The sequence below is a fragment of the Chryseobacterium sp. MA9 genome (genome assembly GCF_024399315.1).
Taxonomy (GTDB): Bacteria; Bacteroidota; Bacteroidia; order Flavobacteriales; family Weeksellaceae; genus Chryseobacterium.
Genome location: NZ_CP075170.1, coordinates 2,113,547 through 2,130,982, shown reverse-complemented (window position 1 = coordinate 2,130,982; position 17,436 = coordinate 2,113,547). Strand labels below are relative to the sequence as shown.

Genomic DNA, 17,436 nt, shown 5'->3' with positions numbered 1-17,436 from the left:
ACTAACATTATGAAAAGATTGAAATACATAGTAATACCAATGATCTGTTGGGGACTAGCTTCATGTGGCCATCAGAAAAATAAAGAAACTGAGTCTTTGGTTGAAACAGAGGGAAGTACCCAGACAGAGCCCTTTAATCTTGCCAAAATTACTGTAGGTCAAAATATTAATGAAATTTTAAAATCTGCCGGAGCTACAGCCAAAGAAGCAGTACGTACCAGTGAAGTTACCCTGATTGGAAACGAAAAGCTAGCTTTTTCATCAAAAGAACTGTTACACTTCAACGGAATAGATCTGGAAGGAAAGAATAATAAAAATACCAATAAAGTAATTTTACACTTCGGAAAGGTTGATGAGGAAATAGGTCCCCTAGCCAATGAAAAAGAAGACGAATTGGGAATGTATCAGCTTGATATCTATACAGAGCAGGAAAAAACTGCACTACTGGATAATCTGAACAAAACACTTCTGAAACCGAGCTTTGATACCATACGTGAAGGTTTTGAATCAGAAGTTAGAGATAATGAAATCATCCAGACGCATAACAAACTCACACAGGAAGTAGCGATCTGGAGAAGCAAAGATATTCTATATTACTACTGCGAAACCAAAATAGATAACAGACCGGACGAATACCGTTGCAATCTCTTTGTATTCAAAAATAAAGAATGGAAAGACCTCCTGAAAGGATCTGGATATCCGGATCTGGATAAAATCTCTTTGAACTAAGATAAAACATTAGAAAAATAAAACCTCTGCGTTAAAAAATCTGCTCAATCAGAAAATCTCCGAGAGTTTAAAGAACATAAAATGCCGGTCTAAAAAGACCGGCATTTTTTATATTTAATCAGTATTTGAATTATTTTACAAGGAACTGCATTGTAACCTGATCCAGTTTCAAAATATAAACTCCCTGACCAAGACTTATGGTTTTAATAGAATTTCCATTTCTGAAGGGCTGGTTAATCGTCTGAAGAACTTTCCCCTGAAGAGTATAAATCTCAGCTTTTTTTACCTTCTGAAGATCTCCTTTTACAAAAATCTCCTGGTTGGTAATAGGATTAGGAGAGATTTTAAAACTGTTAGAGGCAATTTCTGCAGAGGTATCTTGAGCCATTCTTGCACTTGATCCGGAATAGCATGTCCATGCAAGGTCATCAATAGCAACTCTGTTACTTGTTGAATTATTAACCAGACTTACCACTACATTCCCGGAAATGTTGATATTGTTGATGGTAGTTGTTGTAGATGAAGTACTGTAAGGAATAGTTCCTACCGTTGTTCCGTTTACTTTTACATCAAAAGTGCCATTTGTTCCTGAGAATTTAAGCTGTGTAGTTACAGTTAAAGAGCCAATACCGTTCGCTGAACTGCTGGAAGTTAAAGAACCGTTTCTTACTGTAATAGCTTTATTGTTAAGAGTCTGATCAGTTCTTGCATCCGTTGCTGTCCAGGAAATACCACCGTTGCTCCATGTTTTGGTTGAATAAGTAGAGCTGGCTGCAGGAATTGTTTCAAAACTTTCATTAGCACAGTTAGTACCTGGAGTTGTATTTCCTGAATCGGTAGTACCGGAAACTGTTGAACTGTTTGATGATGAATTTCCTGCCGCATCTTTCGCTACAACATAAAAGCTGTAAGTAGTAGAAGGAGTGAGGCCTGAAATAGTTGTTGAGATTGAGCTTACCGTAGTTTTCAGATTTCCGTCCATATAAACATTATAAGCTGTGACTCCTACATTATCCGTAGAGGCATTCCATGCAAGAGAAATGCTGCTGGAAGTTTTTCCTGAAACATTTAGTCCTGTCGCTGCAGTTGGTGCCTGAGTATCACCTGAAGGCTGTTGAGAGCCCCAGATAAGATTTACGTAATTCGGATTATCAATAAATGGATTTCTGTTACCCTGGAAAGTATAAGATGCATTATTTCTTTTGATCTCAGCCTGGGAAACCGGATCCTGATTGTGCCATGCAAGAAGAACATTCAGTTCCCATGTCTGCAATCCTGGGAATGTAGAACTTCCTAACATATTTCCTGATGAAAAAGTAGAAAGTTTACTCTGGTAACGGGTTACAAAATAAAAAATCATACGTGCCACATCTCCCTTAAACTCATCAATCGGCTCAAAAACCGTCCCCGCATATCCTGAAGAAACTGATGTTCCAAGCTTTGAACCATTCTGTGAAGTAAAAGAAGCACTTCCTACCTTTCCGAAAGGATAATTACTTCTCATTCCGTTTACTTTTCCGTCTGTCGCTCTGATAAAGTGAATATCAGCAACCATCGGAGAAGCTTGATTGAAGAGACTTTGAGGAACAATATGCTCTCTGTTATAACAATTTCCTTCAGTAGAATACGTTCCACACTGGTTGGTTCCTGGAGTATATTTATAAGGATCTGTGCCTACAGGTTTTTCAGAATAGATATCAAGAATAGAACCATCATTTTCATAATCCTTATCAATGTCAGTGGTTTTATACGCGGTCCACAGTCCGCTGTAACCTTTGTCCGTATGACCGTTGGTTATAATGCTGCTTAATTCAGTTTTCAGCGCTGCACCACTCAGTCCGTTGGCAGAATTGTAGTATCCTGCAGGAGCCTGGGCGTGGGCAAGTCCTGCAAATACAGAAAATAAAATAATTTTTTTCATATTAATAGAAGTTTCAGCAAGAATACTACATTTTTTGTAAATAAAGAATTACAAAATCGTTAATTTTAATGCACTGCATGTAATACGTAATGAGCGATGAGTTTTGTATTTCGTGTTTAGAGATCCGGGTTTAGAATTTTATATTTTCTATACTCAATATTCAATAGGAGTGGGCTTTAGCTCACTTATCAAATAATCAATCATTCATCTGGCTTTAGTCAAAACTTAAAACCTAATACTCCAATTCATAAAAATCCAAAGAACATCATCTGTGAAACTCTGTCTTGTCTGTGGGAAAAACAGAATAATTGCCCCAAAAAAAGCCAGTACAAAAATACCGGCTTATATAATGGATGATTTAAATTTTATTTTCTTTGTGGCGGATAATTTTTCATAATCTCAGCCATGATTTCCGGAATTTGTCTCTGTTTCGCTTTTGGAGAATCTACAGAAATTCCGCTTCCGATACCCTGCCAAACCAATTTGTTGGTTTTTGCATCAATAAGATCCACAATCAGTGCACCTTCATTATAATTTGAGGTCCACGTTCTGCTCATTCCAACGCCCCATCCGAATGGTCCGCCCCATCCCCACATTCCGTAAGGTGAAGAAGAATTGATATCGGTAACCTTTTTATGATTCGCTTTTACGTTGATAATCAGATCAGGGTTTTCTCCAGACTGAAGTCCTTTGCTTTGAAGCTGTCTCGACAGTTCATTCAGCACTCTGTCTTTATCAATATCATTCAATTTTAGATCATCAATTCTTATTTTATAAGTTTTGAAAGAATTGAAATTGGCGGTTTCAGCATAATCTGAACGTACCTGAAAAGGGCTACAAGAAGTTAAACCTAAAGTAGCAGATGCCAACAAAATAAAAATATATTTTTTCATTTTATTTATTTTTTTTATCATTTTTAATGAATGTATCAGTCTTTTTATCGTACCCGTAAGGACAGTGTCTGCAGCCGCTTTTACAGCAATAACCTCTTTTCAGATGAAATTTTTCTGTAAAAACCTTGTACCCCTGTTCATTATAGTAGAAGTCTTCACCTTCTTTGATGTCATAATGGGCCATAAGTTAAATGCTAGTCAAAAAACTTTTTATATTTGTTACTATGATAATTGTATGCCAAAAGCCTTTAAAAAAATTAAAAATTAATGGCATTGCTCTCTTTCCCTTTATCTTCATTAGGAAACCCGAAGATAAGGAAAATAATGTTTTGATCAATCACGAAAAAATCCATTTACGCCAACAATTGGAAATGCTTATTATTTTCTTCTATATTTTCTATGTCATTGAATACTATTACTGGTTTTTCAAGCTGAAAGACGGCTATCTGGCTTACAGGAGAATCTCATTTGAAAGAGAAGCTTATACTCATGAAAATAATCCGAATTATCTGAAGAAAAGAAAATTCTGGAACTTCAGGAAATATCTTTGAAATGATGAATAATGAATTTCGAGATTCAGGTTATGATTTTCAAAATTCTTTATATTCACAATAGAAATGGGCTTTAGTCCACTTATAATAAACCAAAATATATAAGGCTTTAGCCAAAACCTAAAAAATTAATATCCCATCATACGAAATTCGTACATTATCTAAACAATCATCCGTGAAAAATCCGTGTCATTTGTGGGAAAAAACAAATGAACTACAATTCATAAAAATTTGAAATCACCACAACATTAAATCTTTTCCTACTTTTGTAAAGAATAAACCTTGAGTAGTAAAACTGAAATGCTATTACAACTTCCCACAAAACCTGTATCCATTCAGGAAATTTCCATTCATAAAAACGTAAAACTCTTCATTAAAAGGGAAGACCAGATTCATCCGCTGATTTCAGGCAATAAGTATTGGAAACTGTTTTATAATGTCAACCACTATCTGGAAAGAAATCCAGACAAGCCTTATATCATTACTTTTGGAGGTGCTTTTTCCAACCATATAGCTGCGGTCTCAGCAGTAGGAAATCTGGCAGGTGTTCCAACATTGGGTATCATCAGAGGAGAAGAACTGCAGCATAAGTGGCGTGATAACCCTACTTTACTTTTTGCGAAAAGAAATGGAATGAACCTGAAATTTGTCACCCGCGAAGAATACCGCCATAAAGAAAAACTGACAGAATTCCTTCATCAGGAGTTTCCAGATGCACTGATAGTACCCGAAGGAGGCACCAATGAAGAGGCTGTGGAGGGGGTGAAAATGATGCTCAATGAACAAACAAAAGATTTTGACTATCTTTGCACCGCAGTTGGAACCGGAGGAACCATTGCAGGAATTTCAAAATTTAGTGAAGATAATCAGAAAGTTATAGGATTTAAGGTTGTAGATGATGCTTCACTGGAAAATAAAATTTTTGAATTAACTTTGAGACAGAATTTTAATCTAATAGATTCATGTTTTGGAGGTTACGGTAAAATAAATGATGGAAACATCCGTTTTATCAATGATTTCAAAGAGAAGTATGGTATTCCTTTAGAACCGATATATACAGGAAAAATGATGGAGAAAGTTTTTGAACTGATTGAAGATGATTATTTTCCTGAAAACAGCAGGATTTTGTGCTTTCATACTGGTGGATTACAGGGGATTGAAGGAGCTAATCTGCTTTTAGAAAAACAGAATAGAAATTTAATTATATAAGTAAAATTGAAAAACATGAAAAGACTTTTCCTATCCATAAGCCTTTTAGTTTTATCAAAATTTTCTGCCCAGACTTGGGCAACCGAAGATCAGTATATTCAGAAGTTTGCTAAATATGCCGTAGAAGAAATGGAAAAATATAAAATTCCAGCTTCTATTACCCTTGCCCAGGGACTATTGGAAACCGGGGGCGGGCAGAGCAGATTGGCACAGGAAGGTAAAAACCACTTCGGTATAAAATGTAAAGAAGACTGGACCGGTAGAACGATGAAACATACCGATGATGCACCCAATGAATGCTTCCGTGTGTATGACGATCCAAGACAGTCTTATGAAGACCATTCTATATTCTTATCCACAAGAAAATATTACGCAAACCTCTTCAAACTGGATATGAAAGATTACAGAGCGTGGGCAACCGGTTTAAAAAAAGCGGGCTACGCTACCAATCCACGTTATGCTTCAATTCTTATTACCAAAATTGAAAAGTACAAGCTATATGAATTCGACAATACCAGTTCTAATGAGGTATTGTATGCCGTACTTAAAATGTATCCGGATCTGAAAGACGACAGAACTTTCATGGCACAGCTGGAACCTTCAAAAGCAACCAGAAAACCTAAAGACCCGGTTACTGTAGAAGTTCCGTATAAACAAACTTCTTACGCACAACAGCAAAAAAGAGTGGAAAGAATCAAAACGAAAGCTGAAATTCTTAATTCCATTCTTATCAAAAGCCATCCGAATGACGGCCTGAAATATATCGTAATTCCTGAAGATACTGATGTGAAATTCATCGCCAATAAATTCAAAGTCAGTGAAAGCAGGCTGATAAAGTGGAATGAATTGGAAGGTGAAACCTTAAAGAAAAATGATATTGTTTTTCTGGAATCAAAAAATTCTACAGGAAATACAGCTACTTATAAAGCAGAATCCGGGGAAGATATGCATGATATCGCTCAGAAATTCGGAATCAAATTAAATAAACTTTATGCTAAAAACAGAATGGATGAAGGACAGCAACCATCTGCGGGACAGCTGATTTATTTAATAGACAAAAAACCACGAAACTAATTTAATTTTTTTGTTGAGAGTTTACCGTTGACAGTTAAATGCCAACCAGCAACTGCCAACAGCAACTAAGTATATATGAAGTATCAAAGAAGTTCGGCTTTGTTTGATGAAGCCTACAAATACATTCCGGGAGGAGTAAACTCTCCGGTGAGAGCATTCAAATCCGTAGGAGGAGTTCCTGTTTTTATGAAATCGGCAAAAGGTGCTTACCTTACCGATGCAGATAACAATACTTACATCGATTATATCAATTCATGGGGCCCGGCCATTTTGGGACATACACATCCTGAAGTACTGGAAGAACTGAAGATCCAGGCAGAGAAAGGATTCTCTTTCGGAGCTCCTACAGAACTGGAAACAGAAATCGCAAAATTCATTATTGATAACGTCCAGAATATTGACCAGATCAGAATGGTTTCTTCAGGAACAGAAGCATGTATGAGTGCAGTAAGACTGGCAAGAGGATATACAGGAAGAGATAAAATTGTAAAATTTGAAGGCTGTTATCACGGGCATTCAGACTCATTTCTGATCAAAGCAGGAAGTGGTGCGGCAACTTTCGGAAATCCAAATTCTCCGGGAGTGACAGCAGGTACCGCTAAAGATACATTATTGGCCCGTTATAACGATTTTGAACAGGTTGAGGATTTATTCCGTCACAATCAGGGAGAAATTGCAGCGGTAATTATAGAACCTGTTGCAGGAAATATGGGGTGTGTACTGCCAGAAAACAACTTCTTACAAAACCTGAGAAAGATCTGTGACGAAAACGGAGCTTTATTAATTTTTGATGAGGTAATGACCGGTTTCAGATTGGCTTTTGGAGGAGCTCAGGAACTTTTCAATGTAAAAGCAGACTTGGTGACTTACGGAAAAGTAATCGGTGGAGGTCTTCCGGTAGGAGCTTTCGCTGGTAGAAACGAAATTATGGATCACCTGGCTCCAAAAGGAGGAGTATATCAGGCAGGTACATTAAGTGGAAACCCCTTAGCCATGAGAGCCGGATTAAAAACCCTTCAGCTTATTAAAAACGATCCTGAATTTTTCAACAGATTACATAAGACAACAGAAACATTAGATTTTGAAATCGGAAAAATTTTAAATGAAAAAGGAATTGCTCATAAAATTAACAGAAAAGGTTCTATGATGTCTGTTTTCTTCCATATCAACAGGGTTTCAAATTTTGATGAGGCTCAGGAAGCTAATCATTCATTGTTCAATAACTTCTTCCACCAGATGTTGCAGAATGGAGTATATCTTCCCCCAAGCGGTTACGAAACGTACTTCATCAGTGATGCCATCAAGGATAAAGAAATTGATATGACACTGGAAGCAGTAAAAAAATTTGAATATTCAAATAAATAAATATAAACAAGACCGGATTTTAGATCCGGTTTTTTTTGTAAAAGAAAATGATTTCAAGAGTTGGGATTAAAAAATGTTTATTGGAATCTTTGTCAATCTCTCAGGTTCTCAGTAACATAAAAACAGCATGATTTGGATTTCTACGGAATGACAATTGTTGTGAATATCTTCTTATTATAGTATAGAAAAGGTAAATTAATTATATGGTAAGGTATTCCAACAAGTTATCAACACAAAGCATAAATCATACAGATTTTGTAATAAACCATACACCTTGTTCAGAGTACTTCTTTTTAATTTTGTATTAAATAGATTGGAAATGAAGACTTCTGACAATACCATCTCCCGCAAAGATTTTATCCGGAATTCAGCTTTGGCTGTGGCGGGATTAACTTTAATACCCAATATCATGACTGCATCACCTTTCCTGGATGAAAATAATAGTTCTGCAAAAGGAAAAATGAGCCTTAAAAATGTTCGTCTGGAAACAGGTTTTGAATATCAGGATGGAGAAGTAGCCTCTACCAAAACTGATCTGTTCTATGTAGAAGTTGAAAACGGAAAGATTACAAAGATTAGCCCAAACCAGCCTAACGCTAAAGCGGTAGATGCAAAGGGACTGCTGATGCTTCCTGCATTTAAGGATATGCACATTCACCTTGATAAAACCTTTTATGGAGATCAATGGCAGGCTGTTAGAAAAAGAACCGGGGGGATCAAAGGAATGATAGAGCTGGAACAGAAAATGCTTCCTGAAATGCTGAAAAACTCAACCTTTAAGGCTGAAAAACTGATCGAATTGTTACAGTCGAAAGGAACTTCATATGCGAGAAGCCACGTAAATATTGAACCAACTTCCAAACTTCAGTCCTTAAAAAATCTGCAGAAAGCTTTAGAAAATAAAAAGAAAGGTTTTGGAGCCGAATTGGTAGCCTTTCCACAGCATGGCGTGTTCTATACGGATTCTGTGCCTTATCTGAAAGAAGCTGCAAAGATGGATATTGATTTCATCGGTGGTGTAGACCCATTCAATATCGATGGAGATATCGAAAAAGTGGTAGATTTCACTGTTCAGCTTGCTTTGGACAATAAAAAAGGAATAGATATTCACCTGCATGAAACCGGAGATTCCGGATTAAAAACTGTAGAATATCTGATTAAAAAAGTAAATGAAAATCCTGCTCTGAAAGGAAAAACCTATTTAAGCCACTGCTTTATCCTGGCAAAATTAGAAGCTGCAAAACAGGAAGAAATCGCTGAAAAATTAAGTGAAGCACAGATTGGAATTGTTTCTACAATCCCTTTTGGAAGACTGATCATGCCAATACCAACGCTTTACAAACATAATGTAACCATTCTGACAGGAAATGACAGCATCATAGACCATTGGAATACTTTCGGAACTGGAAGCGTGCTTCAGAAAGCCAACTTAATGGCTCAGCTTTACGGATATTCAACAGAATTTTTATTGTCAAGAAGCTTAAAACTGGCAACGGGAAATATTCTTCCACTGGATGATAAAGGAATTCAGCAATGGCCAAAATCTGGTGATAAAGCAGACTTTGTCCTGATGAGCGCAAGCTGTTCCGCAGAAGCTGTATCAAGAGTTTCAGAAGTGGAATCATTGGTACATGATGGAAATGTTGTTTTTTAAACTTAAGTGAAAAGCTAAAAAATCTTGTTGGACAAGCTTTCAACAATATAATTGCTTACAAATTTATATATATAATTTAGTTGTGTTTTTTAAACCACAAAGGGTATAAAAGTCTTCCTAAGGGAAAGCCAGGGAATGTATTATTGATTTTCGGAAATAACCACTGAATGCAGATAGAAACAGAAGTAGAAGTGGTGTGGTAAAGCTTTTGTCCCTTTTGTGGTTATTTTAGTTTTTTCTCTCACAATTTTTAGTAATTTTAAGAGAAAATCAGGCAGAGTGGGTTACCATACAGATCATTTTCCAATTTTAGGAATTCAGGAATTTAGTGAGAATCAGCTGAAGGGCTGTAATCTGTTGTTTAATGAACTTTATGGAGCACGTTCCATTGATGATCCCCATAAGCATGATTTTTTCATCATTAATCTTTTTGAGCATGGAGTAGGCTCACATACTATAGATTTTACAGAATATCCGGTAAAAGACCATCAGATCCATCTTGTTTTTCCGGATCAGGTACATCAATGGGTAATCGAGAAAGAAACCATCGGTTATCAGCTGATGATCAGCCGGGACTGGTTTGAAAGCTTTCTGCCATCGTTAAGATTTTCGGCATCTTATTATCAGAATCATCCGGTGATCAATCTTTCCCAGGAAATTTTTAAAACTTTTCTATATGAATTTCAATCTATCCAGAAAGAACTGAGTGGAGAAAAAGTATTTTGGGAGCTTATTCAAAAAAGGAGTGAATTAATTGGGCTGTTGGTAAGTAAATCTGTGGAAGGGGCTTTTAAAGACTTTGAAGTCTATAACTCAAACCCTATTATTTCAAAATTTCTCCATCTTATTGATGAACATTTTAAAACAGAAAGATCTGTTTCTTTTTATGCAGATAAACTGAATATTTCTGCCAACTACCTGAATATTGTCTGCAAAAAAAATCTCAATGCTTCGGCTTCATCTCTTATTCAGGATCGTATTTTACTGGAAGCCAAAAGGCTTTTAAAGGTTTCCGAAATGTCAGTTAAAGACATTGTGTATGATCTCGGTTTCTATGATCATGCCAGCTTTTCCAAATTTTTTAAAGCACAGACGGGAATGACTCCTTCGCAATTCAAAGAATAATCTGTACAAAACAAGACATAATTGATACACCGGTTTTACCCTGAAGCCGGACTAATTTTGTATGGTTAAAATTTTAAATCATGCAATTTCCATATCAATTAACTGCAAAAGGAAAATATTCCCTTAAAAATGTCCGCCTGGAAACAGGTTTTGAATACGAAAATGAAGAGGTTGTCGGAACAAAAACTGACCTTTTCAGTATTGAAATTGAAGCCGGAAAGATCAAATCAATACAAACAAATGATTCTGCTTCTAAAGCGATTGATGCCAAAGGATATCTGATGCTGCCGGCATTCAGAGATATGCACATCCACCTGGATAAAACTTTGTACGGTCTTCCATGGCAGGCGCTTTCCCCGAAAAGAAGAACAGTGAAAGATATGATTGCCTATGAACAGAAAATCATTCCTGAGCTGTTGAAAACTTCCGTAAGCAGAGCGGAACAGTTGATAAGTCTGCAGCAGCATTATGGGACTCATTTTGCAAGAACCCATTTCAATATTGATCCTACGTCAGGTTTGAAATCTCTGGAACATCTTGAGCAGGCCCTTGAAAATAAAAAAGATTCTTTTAAAGCTGAACTGGTTGCCTTTCCACAACATGGAGTATATTACACAGAATCTGCTCCTCTGATGAAAGAAGCTGCCCAACTGAAAAGTGTAGGATTTATCGGTGGGCTGGATCCTTTGAGCATTGACGGAAGTATTGAGAAAGTAATGGATTTTACTGTTCAGCTTGCCTTAGATCACAATAAAGGAATTGATATTCACCTGCATGAAACAGGAGAGCCCGGAATGAAAACCATTAATTATCTGATTGATAAAGCAATCGAAAATCCGGCACTCCAAGGGAAAACATTTGTAAGCCATGCATTTGCCTTAGCTCATCTTTCACCAAAAGAAACAGAGCAGATTGCAGAAAGGCTGGCTGCAGGAAAAGTGGGAATCGCTTCTTCTGTACCTTTTAAAGGAACGGTAATGCCCATTCCAACTCTGAAAAAATACGGGGTCAATGTATTAATCGGGAATGATAATGTACAGGACTACTGGAGTACTTTCGGGTCCGGAAGTATGCTGCAGAAAGCCAATCTGATTGCAGAATTGTATGGTTATGCCACAGAATATGCATTATCAAGAGCTTTGCAGTTTGCAACTCAGAGTATCCTTCCTCTGGATGAAAAAGGAAAGCAGCAGTGGCCTAAAGCCGGTGATGAAGCTGCCATTGTACTGACAGACGCTTCATGTTCCGCAGAAGCAGTTTCCAGAATGTCTGAAATAAAAGCCCTGATGAATAACGGGAATTTATTTTGGAGAAATTAATCTGAAGTATATATTTTTTATACACTTGTTTTTTTGTGAATGCCGTCGGGAATTTTCCTGGTGGCATTTTTTTAATTATGAATTTTTGGGTTGTGAATTTCAATATTTGTTATATTCAATAGGAAAGAACCAGAACTCATTTACGTTTGTTACATTAATATTTAAAAATCTCGTCAAACTAAAGAAACACCTGTTCAAATTGCCATTTTCAATTTTTACAATGTGAACACCTGTTCATATTCGGAATTCCTAATATTTGTAATATCCGGTAATAACTATAAAAAAAGCCCTCGGAAAATACTTCCGAAGGCCTTCTATTTGAAATTAAATCTAAGTACTTATATAATATTATAAGTTGAAGTTTGTCCATCCTGCATACCAGGTATCTGTAGCATCTTTTACAGCACCTTTGTAAGTTACCTGTGTAAACCAAGTAGCTAATTTAGGATTAGTAAACGCTCCTCCGGTTAATAATGGAGAACCTGCACTAGGAGTGAAGTTTGGTGTAGTTCCTGCAGGAGCCCATGCACCAGCAAGTTTTACATCAGCAGTAGAAGCAAGGATTGTGTTTCCTTTAGCATTAAACCAAGTCGTAAGATCGTTTAATGTATAAGTTGTCGGAGTAGAAGTAGATGGTCCGAATTTTAAAGGAGTTGGGCTTCCTGCTATAACGTTGTTTTCAAAGAACAGCTTATTTCCTACAATATTGTTATCTGTTGGAGCACCTTTTGTAGCATCAATGAATAAACCAACAGGGAATCCTGTAAATACAGAGTTGAATACTGAGATAGAAGAGTTTCTTCTGATCTGTAATGCATTCTGGAATAATGCGTTGATTGATCCTGGAGCCGCAGAGTTGATTGGGCCTATGATCGTCATGTTAGAGAATGTAGCTGAAGTCTGAGGCGTTAAAGTAGAACCGTTAGCATCATTATCAGACTCAAATGCATTAGAACCTGAAACGTCAGCTACCTGGCTGTCTCTTACTGCAATACCAAACTGAATATTTCCTGAGAAACCATTGTCAGTATCGAAATCATCATCAAGACCTTTGTAAGAAATAAGGTGAGAGCAGTTTACTGTTCCTCCGAACCATTCAAAACTGTCATCATTAGCATAAGCAACTTCTACGTAATCTACTGTAGTTCCGCTACCTACACCACCGAACGTAAGTCCGTTGATCTCTTTATCCGGTAAGAATGCATATCCTGCATATTCTATTCTTACATATTTTAACACACCACTGTTATCAGCAGCATTATTTCCACCGTAAAGACCAAGACCTTCAGAGTTGTTAATCCCTCCTTCAATCTCTCCAACTCCGTTTGCTCCACCGAAAGAAGCATTAGTAGGTGCATTTCCTAAGATTACTACACCTGCCCAGTCTCCTCTTTTAGGACTTGGTTTTTCAGAAGTGAAGATAATTGGGTTGGCAGCAGTACCTTCTGCCATGATTTTACTTCCTTTTGTAATGATTAAAGCTCCGTTTTTATCAGCTTCACCTACAATCTTTGTACCTGGCTCGATAGTTAAAGTAGCTCCGTTAGTTACATATACTAGTCCTCTTAGCTTATAGATTTTATTTGCTTTAAGCGTAAGGCTGGAAGTGATCTTTCCTGAAAGAATAAGGTTTTCAGTTTCTCCGTTTCCGTTACCTCCATTTTGAATAATGGTAGGTCCATCTTCTTCTATATTTCTACATGCGGTAGTTGATACTAGAGCGCCAAGCATTAAAGAATATAAAACGAACTTTTTCATGTTATAAAGAATTAAATTATTTATTAGATTATTTGTTGAGTGAATTAAAAATTGTATCCCAGTGTTAAACTGATATTGGTTCCCATAAGTCTTTCAATAGCAAGAGCGTCCTTGTTATCATACTTACCGTTGTCGTTCAGGTCATGGTAGAATTTAGCACGACGGTTCAGAATATCTGAAACATTCAGCTTGATTTCTCCTTTATTGCTCCATATTTTTTTAGCAAGCTGGAAATCTAAAAGAGGTCTTGGTGCTTCCCAGATTGGTGGTACCTGATCGTTTCCTACATAAAGGATTCTTCTTCCGATCATGTTGAATAATACTGTAGAAGACCATCCTGATTTTTCAGTATCATACTGAAGACTTACGTTGACAGTATATGGAGATTGCCCCTGCATTGGTCTGTCAATCTTAGTAGCTTCGTCTGTTACTTTGTTTTTAATTAAAGCAACGTTTCCACCCAGTGTAAAGTTTTTAAGAGCACTTACAAAATCCAGCTTTTTTCTTACTTCCAATTCCACCCCGTAAGCATCAGCTTTATCTACGTTAAGGTAGTTGAAGGTATTACTGGTTCCTACCCCAGACTGGTTGAAGTATAATTCGATAGGTTTTTTAAAGTTTTTATAGAAACCTGCCACGGATATAATCTCTCCGTTTCTTGGGTAATATTCCCAACGAACATCGGCACTCGTGATTTTAGTTCTTTCAATAGATTTGTTACCGATTACAGTGGCTCCAAGATCAAAATCATAATATGCTAAAGGAGAAACTTCTCTAAATTCTGGTCTTACAACAGTTTGTGAACCTGCAACACGGATGTTCATTTTAGGATTTACCTTGAATGTCAAGTTTACAGCAGGTAAAAAGTCTGTAACACGGGTGTTTACAAAACGGTCGTCACTTTTCTTCGTGCTTCCTACCAATTGGTCAAAGTTTTCAACTCTTAATCCCCAAACAGCTCTTAGCCATGGTGTAAAGTTGTTGTCAAACTGTAAATATCCTGCGTTAAGAATCGTGTTGGCAATATATCTGTACTGATTTCCTGCAATTTCATCAAATGTAAATCCACCGTTACCTCCAAAGTTCCCTGGATTGAAGATAGTTTCAAAAGGCTGAGAAAGTAACCCCTGGTTGAATTTTTCAAGTCTTACAGAGAACGGTCTTGAGTTGTATATTCTGTCTTTTACCTGGAATAAATAACCTCCTTTGATCGTTTGTTTTTGACCAAACATTGTAAATGTTTTGGAGATATCACCTCCTGCATTATACAGATAGTCGCTTAGGGTAGAATAAAATACACTTCCTGATTTTTGAGAAAGACCATTGGAAATTAATGCTAAATAAGGGCTTCCTGTCATGTTTGTGTATTGGTTATACTGCAAACGCTGTAGTAAAGGAATATACTGATCCAGGATTCCGAAGCTTCCGTACCAGTTTACAGTAAGGCCGCCAAGAACATCAATTTTGTGGTTACCGGTAAGGGTAGAATTATAGAAAGTAGTTTCTTTAAATCCAATTTCCCTTGCCATAATATTTGTTCCGTTGATCGGATCAAATTCAAAGTCCTTTCCTGTTCTGAAGGACATGTGGTTCACTGTATTATTAGTGATGATATTCTTTAAGGAAATTTTATTGTTGCTGTTCAGCTTTAAAGCTAGGTTCAACATTCCTCCTAAAATAATATCGTTGCTGTATTTTTCTGTAAAATAATCGAAGTTGGTATCAGCAAGTTCGTTGTTGATGGTAAAGAAACGGTTGGTAGATTCAGTTCTTCTCTTGTTGTTACTGTAGTTTAAAACAGCAATTACCCCTAAATCTTTTCCAAATAGTTTGGTATTGAAACCTCCGTCTAACTGCAAACTGATATTTTCAGGATAACCAATACTGTTGTATCCTAAGTTCTTTGTATATCCTTTACCAATCTCTGTTTTCTGAGCTTCAGTCAGAATGCTGAAAGCATTTTTTGCAGGCATATTGGTAGGAAGCTTTCTGTAACCGTCATCAATTCCTAAAAAGTCCCATTTTCCTCCTTTCTGCATATGGAATTCCTGTCCCATCGTAGCAGTGTTTCCTCCTACACCTACCTGTACGTTGAAGAAATTTTTATTGGGAATATCCTTAGTATTTACTTGAATCAAAGCTCCTCCCCATTCACCTGTATATTCTGGAATGAAAGTTTTGTTGATGACAAGGGTTTCGATAACGTTAGCCGGGAATAGGTCAAAAGAGAAAGTCTTTCTGTCAGGCTCCGTACTGGATAGCTGAATACCATTCAGCATTGCCTGGTTATAACGGTCTGATAAACCTCTTACTACAATATATTTTCCTTCAGATAAACTCACCCCGGAAACTCTCTTCAGAACTTCACCTGTGTTTCTGTCCGGACTTCTTTTAATAGCTTCAACTCCGATAACCTGAGAAACTACACCAGCGTTCTTCTGTAAACCGATTGTAGAGGCTATGGTTTCTTTTCTTGCGTTTGATTTTATGACAACTCCCTCAATTTCTTTTTCCTTGGTAGAGGGCTTGTCCATTACGATATCAAGATGAGTATTACCTTCATTTTTGATAATTACCTCACTGATCTCTTTTCTGTTATACCCATTGGAGCTTACCGTTACAATGTAATTGGTGCCGGGGGACAGGTTGATAGAGTAGTATCCGGAAATGTCAGTCGTTACTTCCTGTCCATTTACTTTTACCTTTACCCCTTCTATAGGAGTGTTATCTTTCTCGTCCAATACCCTACCTTCCAAAATCTGACTTTGTGCAAAAGCATAGCCAGCAGAAAACAAGGCAAGTAGCATGATGCTCTTGTGGAGTTGTTTTTTCATTTTACTTCTTTTACTTCTTTTTCAAGGGCAAAATAAAGGCTAAGTTTTTAAGAAAACTTTAGGAGAATCTTAATTAATTGTGAAGTTTGTATTAACGGATGTATGAAATTTACAGTTATTGATGTTTAATTTATATAATTACAATTTTTGTTTTAATTTTAAATATTATTCCTTATATTTGATTTATGTGTATTTATTATTTAATTTTTTTATTGATTTTATAATTTTCTACTGCAATGCGTTTTTTTAATAATTAGTTAACATTTGGCAGATAGATGAAATCAATTGAAATAATTAATTTTGTGGGAATTCTTAAACTAGAAGATGAGCAAAAAAATTCTTTTAATAGACGATGAACTGGACATTTTAGAGATTCTGTCTTACAATTTGGAAAAGGAAGGGTATGATATCTATACAGCTACCAATGGTAATGAAGGTATAGAAAAAGCAAAGGAGATTGTTCCGGACCTTATCTTATTAGATGTCATGATGCCTGAAAAAGATGGTATAGAAACCTGTCAGGAACTTCGTAAAGTGAAAGAACTTCAAAAAACACTTATCGTGTTTCTTTCTGCAAGAAGCGAAGAATTTTCTCAGTTAGCAGGTTTTCAGGCGGGTGCCAATGACTACATTGTAAAACTGATCAAACCGAAAATCCTTATCTCTAAGGTGAATGCATTATTACAGCTGACCTCGCAGGTTTCTGATAATGCAAAACTAATCGAAATCGGAGACCTTGTTATCGACAAAGATAATTTCAGAGTTTCCAAAAGCGGACAGCAATTTCTTCTTCCTAAAAAAGAATTTGACTTGCTTTACCTTTTGGCTTCCAATACTGAAAAGGTTTTCAAAAGAGAAGAAATTCTTGAAAAGGTTTGGGGGAATGATGTGATTGTTGGTGAAAGAACGATCGATGTACATATCAGAAGGTTGAGAGAAAAACTAGGAATCAATACGATTCAGACATTAAAAGGGATTGGGTATAAACTGATCGTTTAATTATT

14 protein-coding genes are annotated in these 17,436 nt (G+C 36.6%); 9 read left to right on the top strand and 5 right to left on the bottom strand.

The genetic code is table 11. The annotated features are described in order from the left end of the window. The first annotated feature begins 9 nt into the window (after nucleotides 1-9). Nucleotides 10-729 carry a hypothetical protein gene (locus KIK00_RS09560; RefSeq protein WP_255816324.1) on the top strand — a complete coding sequence of 240 codons (720 nt, stop codon included), beginning with the start codon at nucleotides 10-12 and terminating at the stop codon, nucleotides 727-729. A gap of 130 nt (nucleotides 730-859) precedes the next feature. Here the strand turns inward: KIK00_RS09560 and KIK00_RS09555 are convergent, their stop codons facing one another. The 3 genes from KIK00_RS09555 to KIK00_RS09545 all read right to left on the bottom strand — a co-directional run bounded on the left by KIK00_RS09555 (nucleotide 860) and on the right by KIK00_RS09545 (nucleotide 3,727). Continuing rightward, nucleotides 860-2,650, bottom strand: coding sequence for an endonuclease (locus KIK00_RS09555; RefSeq protein ID WP_255816323.1), 1,791 nt, complete (start codon nucleotides 2,648-2,650; stop codon nucleotides 860-862). Nucleotides 2,651-3,015: 365 nt separating this feature from the next. Then, complete coding sequence (locus KIK00_RS09550; protein ID WP_047420971.1) at nucleotides 3,016-3,543, bottom strand: DUF4136 domain-containing protein; 528 nt, start codon at nucleotides 3,541-3,543, stop codon at nucleotides 3,016-3,018. Nucleotide 3,544: 1 nt separating this feature from the next. Beyond that, nucleotides 3,545-3,727 carry a DUF5522 domain-containing protein gene (locus KIK00_RS09545; protein ID WP_007842321.1) on the bottom strand — a complete coding sequence of 61 codons (183 nt, stop codon included), beginning with the start codon at nucleotides 3,725-3,727 and terminating at the stop codon, nucleotides 3,545-3,547. 40 nt (nucleotides 3,728-3,767) lie between these two features. Here KIK00_RS09545 and KIK00_RS09540 point away from each other — a divergent pair, with 40 nt between their 5' ends. From KIK00_RS09540 to KIK00_RS09510, 7 genes are all read left to right on the top strand, one after another. Beyond that, nucleotides 3,768-4,094 (top strand): hypothetical protein, encoded by a 327-nt coding sequence (locus KIK00_RS09540; protein WP_255816320.1) that lies wholly within the window; start codon nucleotides 3,768-3,770, stop codon nucleotides 4,092-4,094. 300 nt (nucleotides 4,095-4,394) lie between these two features. Continuing rightward, nucleotides 4,395-5,303 (top strand): 1-aminocyclopropane-1-carboxylate deaminase/D-cysteine desulfhydrase, encoded by a 909-nt coding sequence (locus tag KIK00_RS09535; protein ID WP_255816319.1) that lies wholly within the window; start codon nucleotides 4,395-4,397, stop codon nucleotides 5,301-5,303. 15 nt (nucleotides 5,304-5,318) lie between these two features. Continuing rightward, nucleotides 5,319-6,377, top strand: a complete 1,059-nt coding sequence (locus KIK00_RS09530; RefSeq protein ID WP_255816318.1) for a glucosaminidase domain-containing protein — start codon at nucleotides 5,319-5,321, stop codon at nucleotides 6,375-6,377. Nucleotides 6,378-6,452: 75 nt separating this feature from the next. After that, nucleotides 6,453-7,742 (top strand): glutamate-1-semialdehyde 2,1-aminomutase, encoded by a 1,290-nt coding sequence (hemL, locus tag KIK00_RS09525; RefSeq protein WP_255816317.1) that lies wholly within the window; start codon nucleotides 6,453-6,455, stop codon nucleotides 7,740-7,742. Between the two features lie 319 nt (nucleotides 7,743-8,061). Beyond that, nucleotides 8,062-9,396 (top strand): amidohydrolase, encoded by a 1,335-nt coding sequence (locus tag KIK00_RS09520; RefSeq protein ID WP_255816315.1) that lies wholly within the window; start codon nucleotides 8,062-8,064, stop codon nucleotides 9,394-9,396. A 279-nt stretch (nucleotides 9,397-9,675) separates the two neighbouring features. Beyond that, nucleotides 9,676-10,521 (top strand): helix-turn-helix domain-containing protein, encoded by an 846-nt coding sequence (locus tag KIK00_RS09515; protein WP_255816314.1) that lies wholly within the window; start codon nucleotides 9,676-9,678, stop codon nucleotides 10,519-10,521. Between the two features lie 80 nt (nucleotides 10,522-10,601). Continuing rightward, a complete protein-coding gene (locus KIK00_RS09510) occupies nucleotides 10,602-11,840 on the top strand; it encodes an amidohydrolase (protein ID WP_255816312.1) in 1,239 nt (412 codons plus the stop codon). 348 nt (nucleotides 11,841-12,188) lie between these two features. Here KIK00_RS09510 and KIK00_RS09505 read toward each other — a convergent pair whose 3' ends face one another. Together KIK00_RS09505 and KIK00_RS09500 are read right to left on the bottom strand one after the other, a co-directional pair. Then, nucleotides 12,189-13,598 carry a hypothetical protein gene (locus KIK00_RS09505; protein ID WP_255816311.1) on the bottom strand — a complete coding sequence of 470 codons (1,410 nt, stop codon included), beginning with the start codon at nucleotides 13,596-13,598 and terminating at the stop codon, nucleotides 12,189-12,191. Between the two features lie 44 nt (nucleotides 13,599-13,642). Then, complete coding sequence (locus KIK00_RS09500) at nucleotides 13,643-16,432, bottom strand: TonB-dependent receptor domain-containing protein (RefSeq protein WP_255816310.1); 2,790 nt, start codon at nucleotides 16,430-16,432, stop codon at nucleotides 13,643-13,645. Between the two features lie 324 nt (nucleotides 16,433-16,756). Between KIK00_RS09500 and KIK00_RS09495 the strand changes: the two genes are divergently transcribed. Next, nucleotides 16,757-17,431, top strand: coding sequence for a response regulator (locus tag KIK00_RS09495; protein ID WP_002977493.1), 675 nt, complete (start codon nucleotides 16,757-16,759; stop codon nucleotides 17,429-17,431). Nucleotides 17,432-17,436: the final 5 nt, after the last annotated feature.